Origin of the sequence: Nocardia sp. CC201C (assembly GCF_030010695.1) — a bacterium.
GTDB classification, from domain to species: domain Bacteria; phylum Actinomycetota; class Actinomycetes; order Mycobacteriales; family Mycobacteriaceae; genus Nocardia; species Nocardia otitidiscaviarum.
Genome location: NZ_JASCXP010000205.1, coordinates 1 through 12,881, shown reverse-complemented (window position 1 = coordinate 12,881; position 12,881 = coordinate 1). Strand labels below are relative to the sequence as shown.

Below are 12,881 nucleotides of genomic sequence, written 5' to 3'. Positions count from 1 at the left end.
AGACGCCGTTGGCGGGTGCGACCGATAAGTCGCACCCGCCATCGGAATTCGATCGGAATTGATCAGGACAACGTGGTGACCGTCAGCTCGCCGTCGGCATACTGACCGCGCAGCCGCTTCTTGTCGTACTTGCCCACACTGGTTTTCGGCACCTCGGAGATGAAGGTCCAGTACTCCGGCAGCTGCCACTTGGCGAACTTGTCGACCAGGAATTCGCGCAGCTCTTCAGGTTTGGCCGCCGCGCCCTCCGCCAGCACCACCGCGACCAGGGGCCGTTCATCCCACTTCTCGTCCGGAATGCCGATGACCGCGGCCTCGGCGACCGCCGGGTGCCCCACGATCGCGTTCTCCAGATCCACCGACGAGATCCACTCGCCGCCGGACTTGATCACGTCCTTGGAGCGGTCCACCAGCGTCAGGTAGCCATTGGGGCTGATCTTGCCGACATCGCCGGTGCGCAGCCAGCCGTCGCGGAACTTGTCGGGGTCGACCTGCGCGCCGTCGGGCGAGTAGTAGGAGCCGGTGATCCAGGGTCCCTTGACCTCCAGCTCACCCAGCGAAACACCGTCGTTGGGAACGACATTGCCGTCGTCGCCGACCAGCCGCGCCTGCACGCCGGCCGGGAATCGGCCCTGGGTGTAGCGGTAGGCCCAGCGCTCGTCGCCCTCGGTGCCGGTCGGCGGGTGCGAGACCGAACCCAGCGGCGAGGTCTCGGTCATGCCCCAGGCATGCAGCAGCTTCACGCCGAACTTCTCCTCGAAGGCGTGCATCATCGACGGCGGCACCGCCGCACCGCCCACCACGCAGGTGCGCAGATGCGAGATGTCCTGCGGCTGCGCGGCCAGCGTGGCCAGCACCCCGCCCCAGATGGTCGGCACGGCCGCCGCGAAGGTGGGCTCGACCGCGGCCATCATCTCCAGCAGCGGAGCGGGCTGCAGGAAGCGGTCGGGCATGAGCAGATTCGACCCGGACATGAGCGCGGCGTACGGGATGCCCCAGGCATTGGCGTGGAAGAGCGGCACGATGGCCAGCACGGTGTCGTCGGCGGTGAAGCCCATGCCGTTGGGCGCGCACACCTGGGCGGCGTGCAGCCAGTTGGAGCGGTGCGAGTAGACGACGCCCTTCGGGTCGCCGGTGGTGCCGGAGGTGTAGCACATGCCCGCGGCGGAACGCTCGTCGATGATCGGGTAGTCGAAGGTATCCGGCTGCGCGGCAAGCAGTTCCGCGTAGGAGTGCACCTGCACGCCCTCGGGAGCGGTGAGCGCGGCGGCGTCGCCGTTGGCCACGATGACGTGGCGCACGGTCTTCAGGCTGGGCAGGTACTGGGCGAACATGGGCAGCAGCGTGCCGTCCACGATCACGACCTGGTCCTCGGCGTGATTGGCCACGTAGACCAGCTGCTCGGGGAACAGCCGGATGTTCAGGGCGTGCAGCACCGCGCCCATGGCGGGCACGGCCACGTACGCGACCATGTGCTCGTTGTTGTTCCACATGAAGGTGCCGACCCGATCGCCGACGCCGATGCCGAGTCCACGCAGGGCATTGGCCAGCCGCGCCGCATCGGCCCCGATCTCCCGGTAGGTCTGCGTCCGGACGCCCTCCCCGGTCCAGGTGGACACGGTGCTGTCGCCCTGGAAGGTGGATGCGTACTGCAACAGCGTCGCCAGCGACAGCTGCTCATCCTGCATGGTGCTCAACATTTCCAACCGCTCCCTCGCGCTTCCCTGAGTGACCGTGAGACAGGTCACTAACCGGCGAGGATAGTCGAATTCGGACATCGTGTGACGGGGGGTACCAAACATGCCCGGACCAGAGAAAGTGAAGGCAGTGCGCCGCAGTCAGTGAGCCAGCTTGCGGGCGGCGAACCCCACCTTCGCCGCCCGCAAGCTGAATGTCGACACGCCGCCGCCCCACGCAGCGCCGAGCCGACCCGGAGGTCTCAGCACGGCATCGATGGGCAACGACACCCCCTGCGGCGCCGCAGAAAACACCAATCCCGTACCGAGACAAGCAAATTGAAGTAAATTCTTCCGTGAAATATAAGCGCTACTGTCTGGGCTGTCCAGTCGAGCACAGACCCGCTGGTTGAGACAGTGCCGCCCGGGGTACCCCGCCGCACCGATCACGGTGGCCGAAAATACCGATTCCATGTCCTGCGATGTCTTCGCTACCGACCACCCGGCCCTCTACCGTCGGTGTATGAGTCGTGAGCCGTCCATCCTGATCATCGGCGCGGGTTTCGCGGGCCTGGGCATGGCGCTGGAACTGCGCCGCCACGGCATAGGCAACTTCACCCTGCTGGAGAAGGCCGCCGATCTGGGCGGCGTCTGGCGGGAGAACACCTACCCGAACGCGGCCTGCGATGTGCCCTCCCCGCTGTACTCGTGGTCGTTCGAGCCGAAATCCGATTGGCCACGCCGCTTCTCACATCAGCGCGACATCCACGAATACATGCGCGCGGTCGCCGACAAGTACCGCATTCCCGAGCACATCGAGTTCGGCGTGGAGGTCACCGACGCCGAATTCGACGAGCGGGCGGGCGTCTGGCGGGTGACCACCGCGGACGGTGCGACCCGCACCGCCGACATTCTCATTCCGGCCGTGGGCCAGCTGTCGCGACCGGCCATGCCGAATCTGCCGGGTATCGATTCCTTCACCGGCGCGGCCTTCCATTCGGCGCAGTGGGATCACAGCGTCGATCTCACCGGCAAGCGGGTGGCCTGCATCGGCACCGGAGCCAGTGCCATTCAATACATTCCGGCCATTCAGCCGAATGTCGAGCACCTCACCCTCTTCCAGCGTTCGGCGGCCTGGATCCTGCCGAAGTTCGACACCGAGTATTCGGCGCTGCACCACGCGCTGTTCAAATACGTGCCGCCGGTGCGGTTGGCGGAGCGGTTCGCCATCTGGTCCTTCTTCGAGGTGCTGGCGCTGGCGCTCACCGACATCCCCGCGATCAAGTCGCCCGTCATCGCCATAGCCGACCGGCACCGGGAGAAGCAGGTCCCGGATCCGGAGCTGCGTGCCAAGCTCACCCCCGACTACGCGGCGGGCTGCAAACGCGGCCTGTTCTCCAACGAGTACTTCCCGGCGCTGGCGCAGCCGAACGTGACCGTGGAGACCACGGCCATCGAGGCGGTGACACCGACCGGCATCCGAACCGCCGACGGCGTCGAGCACGCGGTCGACGTGATCGTCTACGGCACCGGTTTCAAGGGCACCGAATTCCTCGCGCCGATGAACATCTACGGACTGGGTGGCCGCAAACTGTCCGACGAGTGGGCGGACGAGGGTGCCCGCGCGTACCTGGGCATGTCCGTACCGCACTTCCCGAATATGTTCATGATGTACGGCCCGAACACCAATGTGGGTTCCGGCTCCATCATCTACATGCTGGAGGCGCAGGCCCGCTACATCCGCCAGGCCATCGGCTATCTGGCGCGGCGGCCGGGCAGCTTCGTGTCCGCCCGCCCGAATATCGAACAGTCCTGGGACGATTGGCTCCAGCACCGCCTGAAGGACACTCCCTGGAACTTCTGCTCCAGCTGGTACCGCAATGCCTCGGGCCGCATCACCAACAACTGGCCGGGCGCCACCGTGCTGTTCCGCTGGAAGACCCGCACGTTCGAGCCGGGCGACTACGAGGTGGCCGCGCGCGCTTGACCTTGTCACAGTGACAAGGTGTTCAGTGGCGGCATGAACACACGAGAGGGACTACTCGCCGGGCTGGCCGCCGAGAACTCGTCCACCCGGCTCGCGGCGGCACTGGCGATCGGCACCCGGCGCGAGCCGGACGTCGTCGACGCACTCGTCGCCCGGTGCGCGATCGAGCCGGACTTCTTCGTGCGCGACATGCTCACCTGGGCGCTGACCCGCTATCCGCCGGAGCTCACCGTCCCGCGCTTGCGCGCCGAGTTGCGGGCGGAGTCCGCGCAGGCCCGCAGTCAGGCACTGCACACACTGTCCAAGATCGGGGACAGCGGGGTGTGGCCCGACATCACCACCGGACTGCTTCGTGACGCCGACGACGAGGTCGCACGCAGCGCCTGGCGCGCGGCTGTCATTCTGGTACCCGAGGCGGAGCGGACGAGCCTGGCGACCGAACTGGGTGCGCTGCTCGGTCGCGGTGACCGGGAGCTACAGCTCAGCCTGAGCCGCGCGCTGGTCACGCTGGGCGAGGTGATCGAACCGGTTCTGCACGCGGCGGCCGCGAGCCCGGATGCGGCGGTCCACGCACACGCCCGCGCCACGGAGCGGCTGCTGCGCGATCCGGACGCCGGTTTCGAGTTGGCCGTCGACGAGGCGCGCCGGGTCGTGGCGCTCGGACCGGATCGGAAGGAGGCGACTGCGTGCTGATCGGTGAGGTGGCGCGGCGGCTCGGCGTGAGCGCCCGCATGCTCCGGCACTACGACTCGCTCGGCCTGGTCCAGCCGACAGGCCGCACGCTGGGCGGCTACCGCGAGTACGCGGCCGCCGACATCCGCCGCCTCTTCCTGGTGGAAGGGCTGCGTTCCCTGGGACTGTCCCTACGCGAGATCGGGCGCGCGCTCGACGATCCCGAATTCAGCCCTGCCACCCTGGTCGGCGACCTCATCCGGAAAACCGAGGACCGGCTGGCCCGCGAACGCGAACTGCTGGACCGCCTCCGCACGGTCGACGCCGCCAACCCCGACGACTGGCAGGACGTGCTGCGCATCGTCGAACTCCTGCACGCCCTGCGCTCCCCCAACGCCGCCCGCCGCCAGCAGGCCGTCCTCGCCCCCGCCGAGGACGCCGCGATGCCCGCCGACCTGCTGGCCGACGCGGTCCTAACCGAATCCGACCCCAATGTCGCCGGCGCGCTGCGCTGGGCGCTCGCCCGCGCGGGCGGTGACGGCGTCTCGCATCTGGCTCGCGGTCTGCGCTCGGCAGACGCCACCATCCGCCTGCGCGCGGTGCTGGCACTGGCCGAACTACCCGGCAACGAGTCGACCGCCGCCCTCACCGAGGCTCTGACGGACCCCGACCCCGGCATCCGCCGCCACGCCGCCCTGGCCGCGGGCGCCCGCGGCATCACCAAGTCCATCCCCATCCTCGTCCACACCGTGGCCACCGGCCCCAACGACATCGACGCCGCCGAAATCCTCGGCGCCCTCGCCCAGGACCCCGCCTGGTCCACCCCCATCCTCACCGCCCTCACCAACGAATTCACCGCCCACCCAACAGATCCCGCCGCCCGAATCCGCCTCACCCAATCCCTCGCCGAACTCCCCACCTCCCTGGCGACCCCCACCCTCCAGCACCTCACCCGAGACCCCGACCGCACCGTCTCCGGCATAGCCACCGCCCTCCTCCACCGCCCCACCGCCCAAACCCCCTGACCACCCCGAAAACCCCTGTACGAACACCCCCACCCCCATGCATGCTGCCCTCACCCCGGTGACCCGGTAGACTCCCCGGCGTCCAGGTAGGCGGCGCCCCGCGCCGCGACCCAGGCCCTCGTAGCTCAGGGGATAGAGCACCGCTCTCCTAAAGCGGGTGTCGCAGGTTCGAATCCTGCCGAGGGCACAGCCTGACCTGCATGTTTGCACCGGTGTCGGCCGCATGTGCCCAATACGTGCCCAATCTCGTTGCCCGAGTGGCGCATCCGTTGACTTCGAAGGACATCCTGGAGCGCGTATTTCTCCACGTGGCTGAAGTTCAGAACTGCCAGTTCTTGTCGTAGCCGTCCCACCAGTATGGCGAGCTTGCGCAGTCGGTTACGGATGATCTCTGTCGGGGTACCGACGCGGTAGGTGTCGCGCCTGAGTGGCAGGACACCGCTCAATTGGGGCCGCGTGAGCAGGTGCAGAACGTCGTCGATCTCGACGAGGGCGATCGCGGGCATCGCCGGCCGTACAGTTCGGAGCACATCGCCCGGACTGAACTCCGCGGTCTCGACGAGGTCGTCGTTGTCGATCGCCCTGCCGTCCGGATGAATCGCCCCGTGCTCCGTGCCCACCTCTTTCCTTGAGAGGATGGGCAGATCATGCCATCGAAGTACGACGAGGCGACCAAGGCCAAGGCAGTCCGGCTGGTCGTCGATCATCGTGAGGACTACCCGACCGAGTGGGCCGCGATCAAGGCCGTGTCGTCCCGGTTGGGGATGACCGCTGAGACGCTGCGGAAGTGGATTCGTCAGACCGAGGTCGACGAGGGTCGCTCCGACGGTGTGTCGACCGAGGCGGCCCGGATCATCCGCGAGCAGAAACGCAAGATCGCCGAGCTGGAGCAGACGATCGACATCCTCTCGGCAGCAACAAGTTTCTTCGCGCGGGCGAGCGACCCGCGACAGAAGTAGTCTGCGCGTTCATTGCCGAGCATCGGGCTCGGTTCGGGGTCGTTCCGATCTGCCGTGCGCTGACCGCGCACGGCTGCAAGATCGCCCCGAGAACCTTCTACGCCTGGCTGTCGCGGCCGCCGTCGAAACGGGCACTGTGGGACACCGCGATCACCGAAATCTTGGCCGGCTACTACGAGCCGGACGAGCACGGTCGCCGCGAACCCGAATCGCTCTACGGTGCGGAGAAGATGTGGGGGCATCTGCAACGCGAGGGAATCCCGGTGGCCCGCTGCACCGTGGAGCGGTTGATGCGCGTCCACGGGTGGCGGGGTGTGGTGCGGCGCAAGGCAATTCGCACCACCGAGGCCGATCCGGCCGGGAGTCGAGCGGCGGACCTGGTGGACCGCAACTTCCGGGTTCGGTCCCCGAATCTGCTGGTCGTCGCCGATTTCACCTACGTGCGGCTGGCGAGTGGGGGTTTCGTCTACACGGCGTTCGTCGTCGATGCCTTCGCGGGGCGGATCGTGGGCTGGGAATGTTCGACCAGCAAACAGACCGCGTTCGTGGAGTCGGCGATCCGCCAGGCGGCGGCCTTGCGGGCACGCCAGGGACGTCCGTGGACCGGGTCCACGATTCATCACAGCGACGCCGGGTCGCAAGCCGGACACGATCTGCGGTGACATCAGAGTTCGCCGATTCCAGTGGATCTCAATCTCGGAGACTGACCCCAGGGTTCGCAGTACCCGCCGTCAGGATTCACCCGCATAGCCAGCAGCGAAAACCCCGCTATGCCGAGGTCGGCGAGCGGGTGTCCGTTGCCAGTTGACCTGACGTATTGCCATCGTTCTGGCACAAGTACGGGGCTTCTGCCATTAACCTGACGCGGTTCGTTCGTTCCGACTGTATTTCGCACAGCGCGATGATGCTCATGGCAGACGTACGAACGATCGTCCCGGGGCGAAGCCCCGCTATCGTGACTCTTCGGGTTCATTAGGTCTGGCCCTATGTGGCGCCGCGGCCGGGAAGTGGCCATCGGTAGGCGATAGGTCCCACGAGCAGAGGCTGGTTCAGCATGACCGGCGTGAACGACACTCCAGTGACCTTGGCCGCCAGGGCGAAAGCTCTCGGCACGGCGATGTTGTAGTTGATCTTCGTGACAGCATCCCAGTCGGTCTCATTGTCCGAGCTATCCAGCACCATTCCCAGCTCACGCATGTAATCGTTGAGTCGGTCGGGATCGGAGCCCCAGCGGTTGTACGGGATCTCCAAGTCGTGGGCGGTAACAAGCGTGCTGTCGATTGCGTACGCGAGGCTGTGGCTGGCGTAGTCGTGGCGTGTGATCGCCAGGACCTCACATCCTCGCGACAGGTCCGCCAGCACATCACGATCGGTCGCCCAAAACCCGTACGGCTCGATGGCCACGCTCCACTCACCGGCCGGGAACACGCCCACGTGACCACCGCCGCTTCCGCCGCCGGTCTTCTCGAGGAACTCAACCATCCTGTCGTTGAGCTGTTCGAAGTCCAATTCCTGGCTGGAGTCCTCGCCATTGTTGAAGCGACGCACCACCTCCGACGGGTCGAGCCCGCGGAAGAAGGACACACTGAAGATCACGTCCAGGGGGCCTGCTTGGATCTCGGATGCAGCGAGCCACTCGAACGGGGCCCAAGGATCGGCTGTCGTCATACAGGCCATGGTGGCAGGCCGCACCGACAATCGACCTCAGCCTCGAAAGCGTCAACAAACTGGCAGACACAGATCCCCACGATCTGGACTGCACCGTTCATCAACCGTCACGTATTCACGGACGTTCCGGTTTGCTCGTGCTAGTTCGCGCTGCGGCACTCGGCTGCGATGTGCACTCGGCGCGAGCGACACCCAGACCACGGCCGCGGAAGCGACTGAGGAAGGTTTCCACGCCCTCGGTCAGCAGTTTGTCCGCCGCATCGGGCGGGATGCTGGAGCCGAGCGAACCGACGATCAGGTGCGGGTAGATGGTGAGCGCGAAGAACTGGGCGACCGCGACCTCCATATCGGGGATATCCAGTTGTCCGCGGTCGCGGAGGTCGCTGAGCAGTTCGGCGGTCGCGGCGGCCGACAGCGCGGGGCCGCGCTGCTGGTAGGCCGGGCCGAGGTCGGGGAAGCGGCGGAGTTCGCCGGTGACCAGATTCCGCAGGGCCAATCGGGAGGGGTCGGTGGCGGAGTCGATCAGGCTGCGGGCCGCGCGCAGCAGCGCCTCGCGCGGATCCATCGTGGCGGCGAGTTCGGCGCGCACCTCCGCCAGGCTCGCGCGCGCCTGGTCCATGGCCTCGCCGACGACCTCGGTGAACAGTTCTTCCTTGCTCGGGAAATGGTTGTAGACGGTCACTTTCGACACGCCCGCCGCAGTGGCGATGGCGTCCATACCGGTGTCGAACCCGGAGTTGACGAACAGTTCCCGGGCCGCGGCCAGAATCGCCTGCCGACTGCGCGCGGCGCGTTTGCCGGTCGGTGCCGGGGTGCTGCTTGCTCTGGCCACGAGACCATTCTAGCCACAATTTTAACTGTTGAGTACAGTTCTTCTTTACTGTACTGTTCAGTTAACTTTTCCTTCGATGGTCAGGAGCACCCACGATGACCCGGAATTCGACAGCATCCCCCGCCCACACCCTCCGTGTCGCCGACGCGACCCTCCACTACGAGGTGCGCGGGCAGGGTCCGCTGGTAGCGCTCATCGGCGCACCCATGGACGCCGACGCTTTCGCACCGCTGGCAGACCTGCTCGCCGCGGACTACACGGTGCTCACCACCGATCCACGCGGCAGCAATCGCAGCATGCTCGACGATCGCGAACAGGACACCACCCCGGAACTGCGCGCCGCGGACCTGTCCGGACTGCTGACCCATCTCGATGCCGGACCCGCCGCGGTGTTCGGGTCCAGCGGCGGTGCGGTCACCGCGCTCGAGCTCGCTCGGTCGCGACCCGATCAGGTGCACACGGTGATCGCACATGAGCCCCCGGTGGTGGAGCTTCTCGAGGATGCCGAGGATCTGCATGCGGGCACCGAGGAGATGATCGCCACCTACCTGCGCGGCGATGTGCTCGGCGCCTGGGGGAAATTCATGACGCAAGCCAACATTCACCTCCCCGCCGAGGTACTGGAGATGATGTTCGGCGGTGAGCGCGATCCCCGCGCGCTCGCCGACGAACGCCGGTGGTTCGCCCACGAACTGCGGGCGACCACCCGATACCGGCCCGATATCGACGCGCTGCGCCGGTCGGGCGTCTCGATCGTGGCCGGCATCGGTGAGGACTCGGCCGGGCAACTCTGCGACCGCACCACACGCGCGCTGGCCGCGGCGCTGGGTGTGGAACCGACGCTGTTCCCCGGTGATCACACCGGCTTCGCCCAGCAGCCGCAACAGTTCGTCGAACCGTTGCGCGCTGTGCTGCGTCGGGCTCGAGCGCTCGCCGACTGAGCGAGCCCCGAGGGCCTCGCCGGCGTTGCGCCGAGCGGTCGGCCATGACTGGCGCGGCCGGACGGTCGGGCCGTGCTCGCGGTGGAGTTGTGCGAGCGGGTTGCCCTCGAATATGCGGGTCAGCCCATCCTGACCGAGCTCGCGTTCGCCGCGCGAACCGGATCGCGCGGAAACAGCCCGACCGACCCGATGCGATCAGCCCGGACTTCCCGAACCACAGGACCGGTCGCCCGCGTATCCGCTGGTAGCTTGAACGCCTGACGCCAGGGAGGAGCGGCCGTGAGTGACGTCGCCGCGGATGCGTTCGAGCATGCCGAGTCGCTGATGAATGAAGGGCGTGCCGAGGAGGCCGAGCACCGGTATCAGTTGGCGGCGGCGGCTGGACACGTCCGGGCGATGCGAACGCTGGGAGTGATCGCGGTCGAGCGAGGTGACGAGTCCGCCGCCGAGACGTGGTGGCGGCAGGCGGCAGAAACTGGGGACGCGGGGGCCATGTTCAATCTCGGTGTCCTGAAGTCCGAGCAGGGAGACTTCACCGAATCCGAACGCTGGTATCGCGCTGCCGCTGCCGCAGGCGACCAGACGGCTGCGTACAACCTCGGGTACCTGCTCGCGGAACGAGGCGCCCGGCAGGAAGCCATCGAGTATTACCGGCAGGCGGCCGACGCCGGCGACTTCCAGGCGATGAACAACCTCGCCAACCTGTTGTCGGAGCTGGGTCGTGAGGACGATGCGGAACGGTGGTTGCTCGCCGCGGCCGAGGCTGGTTCCGGACCGGCCATGAACAACCTCGGCAACCTGTACTTCCGCCGCGGTCAGACCACCGAGTACGAGCGGTGGTGGCGCTCCGGCGCGCAAGTGGGCGATCCCACCTGCATGTACAACCTCGCTGTCGTCCTCGAGGTGCGCGACCCGAGCGCGGCCGCGCGGTTCTATCGCTCCGCTGCCGCCGCCGGGCATCCGCACGCCGAGGAGAAAATGAACGGACTGCTGACGGGTTTCACTTCGAGTGGCCTTCCGTATATCACCGGTATCTTCTGAGCCTGGACCTGCGGCTTACGTCGGTGCACGTCGGGACCGGCATGGCTGTGCGCGCGAACGGGCCGTCCACGGGTTGTGGCCGTCTCGACCAGTGCGTCGGCGGCGTCGAGGACGTTCGGGCGAGATCGACGAGGTTATGACGGCAATCTAAACAAGACGATACGTCTCGTCTTGACAAATCGGTCGACATGGCGCAGAGTTGCCCCATCATCGAGACGCAACGTCTCGTTTCAACTCTGCCGACCACTCCTTCGAGGCGCGAGTGCCGGACGAAAGGGATTTGTGTTGTCCAGAACCTGGTTCATCACCGGAGCCAACCGCGGTCTCGGCCGTGCTTTCACCGTGGCCGCGCTCGCCGCCGGTGACACCGTCGTCGCGACCGCCCGTGACCCACACGCCATGGCCGACCTGGCCACCGGGCGGCTCACCGTGCTGCCCCTCGACGTCCGGGACCGCGACCGCGTCCGCACCACGGTGGCCAAGGCCTTCGCCGTCACCGGCCGCGTCGACGTCATCGTCAACAACGCGGGCTACGGGCTCGTCGGCGCGCTCGAGGAACTCACCGAAGCCCAGATCCGCGACCAGATCGACACCAACTTCTACGGCGCGCTCTGGGTCTCGCAGGCCGCGCTGCCACACCTGCGCGCCCAGGGCTCCGGCCACATCGTGCAGATCTCGACCGTCGGCGCGGTCGGCTCGCTGCCGCTGTTCAGCATGTACAACGCCAGCAAATGGGCACTCGAGGGGTTCAGCGCCTCGCTCGCCGACGAGCTACGCCCCTTCGGCATCAAGGTCACGCTCGCCCAACTGGGCGGCTTCGACACCGACTGGGCCACATCGAGCATGAAGTTCGCCACCGGCATTCCCGCCTATGCGGCGATCCGCGAAGCCATCCTCGGCATGCCCGACTACCCCGGCACCACCACCGCACCGCCTGCCGCCGAGCCGCCCGCGACCGACACCACGCCTGCCGCCGAGGACGAATGGGCCGATGCCGCACCCGAAGTCGCCGCGACCGCCCTGTTGGCACTCGTCGACGACCCCAACCCGCCGCTGCGCAAGGTCATCGGCCCCACTGCCCATCAGATGGTCACCATGGCCCTCGACGCCCGTCGCGAGGACTACCTCACCGACCCGGAATTCACCTGGCCCGCATAACCGGCGGCCGGGTCCAGCGACTGGAGTACGGCTGTCGCACCGGTCGAATACCGACTTATCGCGGCGAGTTCGACTCACGGCGCAGGAAGGAGACGACCGTGGGAGACGCGGCTCTGGCCGGTGCACGACCGAGACATGGGACGCGCCGGCCAGGCTTCCCGTGTCCGCGGACCCCGCCCATGCGGTGCACCCAGACCGTTTGGTCTGAATATCGAGACAGCGGATCGGGTACGGCGTAGAGTTCGCGATCGGTGAACTGATCTTGGTTGCGGTGGTCGCGGCGACTCAGGAGCGCGGCGATCGCGAGAGTTCGACGAATCGGCACTGTCGACCCGGATCCGGATCGCACGGACCACACGGTGGCGGGACGGATCCCTTCGCGGGAGAAGACGCTGATGAGCCTGTTGCACAGGGTATTCGGTATGTGCGCGTTGGCCGTCGTCGCCACGGCCTGTCCGGGGATCGCGGCGGCACAGCCCGGTTCCGACGGGCGTTTCTACGGATCCATGGCCTCGGAGATCCTCGGGGACCAGGTCCACATCATCTGGGCGCTCAACTACCCGAGTTGGGCGGACTCCGACGGCCAGGTGCTGTCGAAGTGCGTTTCGGAGAACTGCACCGTGCAGGCGCGGTTCGCCAATGGGTGCGGGTCCATCGCGATCCGCAACGGCGTACTGCTGGGCGGGGCGGGCTTCACCCGGGGCGACGCCGAGGGTGCCGCCATGGCCGCCTTCGGTCCTCCGGACTTCGTTTCGATGAGCGCGGGCGGCGATCCGTTCCCCACGGTGCTGCATACCGAATGCACCGCCCACTCGGGCTGAGCGGACAACCGATTCGCCTCGCCTGATCGTCGGCCGACGACAGGAACCCCCAGCCGTCGGCCGACACACGCCCGAGTAGCCCAAACAGCCCGTGGCGGGCG

General features: G+C 67.2%; 10 protein-coding genes, 1 tRNA gene and 1 pseudogene. 9 read left to right on the top strand and 3 right to left on the bottom strand.

Going from position 1 to position 12,881, the window contains the following annotated elements:
- Positions 1–62: 62 nt before the first annotated feature.
- Entirely contained in the window at positions 63–1,700 is a 1,638-nt protein-coding gene (locus QK444_RS20990) for a long-chain fatty acid--CoA ligase (protein WP_282782849.1), read from the bottom strand.
- Between the two features lie 499 nt (positions 1,701–2,199).
- On the opposite strand from QK444_RS20990, the gene QK444_RS20985 reads away from it, so the two are divergent.
- The 5 genes and pseudogenes from QK444_RS20985 to QK444_RS20965 form a co-directional block, all read left to right on the top strand.
- Complete coding sequence (locus tag QK444_RS20985; protein WP_282782847.1) at positions 2,200–3,663, top strand: NAD(P)/FAD-dependent oxidoreductase; 1,464 nt, start codon at positions 2,200–2,202, stop codon at positions 3,661–3,663.
- Between the two features lie 33 nt (positions 3,664–3,696).
- Positions 3,697–4,356 carry a HEAT repeat domain-containing protein gene (locus QK444_RS20980; protein ID WP_282782846.1) on the top strand — a complete coding sequence of 220 codons (660 nt, stop codon included), beginning with the start codon at positions 3,697–3,699 and terminating at the stop codon, positions 4,354–4,356.
- The gene (locus QK444_RS20975; protein WP_282782845.1) at positions 4,350–5,360 is read left to right on the top strand and encodes a HEAT repeat domain-containing protein; all 1,011 of its coding nucleotides are present in this window, start codon (positions 4,350–4,352) and stop codon (positions 5,358–5,360) included. The genes QK444_RS20980 and QK444_RS20975 overlap by 7 nt, the downstream gene beginning before the upstream one ends.
- Positions 5,361–5,474: 114 nt before the next feature.
- Positions 5,475–5,547: transfer RNA gene (locus QK444_RS20970), tRNA-Arg, on the top strand.
- A 460-nt stretch (positions 5,548–6,007) separates the two neighbouring features.
- Positions 6,008–6,960: pseudogene (locus QK444_RS20965) on the top strand (IS3 family transposase); the annotation flags it as partial.
- Positions 6,961–7,303: 343 nt separating this feature from the next.
- On the opposite strand, the gene QK444_RS20960 reads toward QK444_RS20965, so the two are convergent.
- Positions 7,304–7,987, bottom strand: a complete 684-nt coding sequence (locus tag QK444_RS20960) for a DUF6461 domain-containing protein (protein WP_282782844.1) — start codon at positions 7,985–7,987, stop codon at positions 7,304–7,306.
- Between the two features lie 115 nt (positions 7,988–8,102).
- Positions 8,103–8,819: a TetR/AcrR family transcriptional regulator gene (locus QK444_RS20955; RefSeq protein WP_282782843.1), complete on the bottom strand. Its 717-nt coding sequence runs from the start codon at positions 8,817–8,819 to the stop codon at positions 8,103–8,105.
- A 95-nt stretch (positions 8,820–8,914) separates the two neighbouring features.
- Here QK444_RS20955 and QK444_RS20950 point away from each other — a divergent pair, with 95 nt between their 5' ends.
- The 4 genes from QK444_RS20950 to QK444_RS20935 all read left to right on the top strand — a co-directional run bounded on the left by QK444_RS20950 (position 8,915) and on the right by QK444_RS20935 (position 12,780).
- Entirely contained in the window at positions 8,915–9,760 is an 846-nt protein-coding gene (locus QK444_RS20950; RefSeq protein WP_282782842.1) for an alpha/beta hydrolase, read from the top strand.
- Positions 9,761–10,039: 279 nt separating this feature from the next.
- Positions 10,040–10,801, top strand: coding sequence for a tetratricopeptide repeat protein (locus QK444_RS20945; RefSeq protein ID WP_282782841.1), 762 nt, complete (start codon positions 10,040–10,042; stop codon positions 10,799–10,801).
- Positions 10,802–11,086: 285 nt separating this feature from the next.
- Positions 11,087–11,959: an SDR family NAD(P)-dependent oxidoreductase gene (locus QK444_RS20940; protein WP_282782839.1), complete on the top strand. Its 873-nt coding sequence runs from the start codon at positions 11,087–11,089 to the stop codon at positions 11,957–11,959.
- 395 nt (positions 11,960–12,354) lie between these two features.
- The gene (locus QK444_RS20935; protein ID WP_282782837.1) at positions 12,355–12,780 is read left to right on the top strand and encodes a DUF4189 domain-containing protein; all 426 of its coding nucleotides are present in this window, start codon (positions 12,355–12,357) and stop codon (positions 12,778–12,780) included.
- Positions 12,781–12,881: the final 101 nt, after the last annotated feature.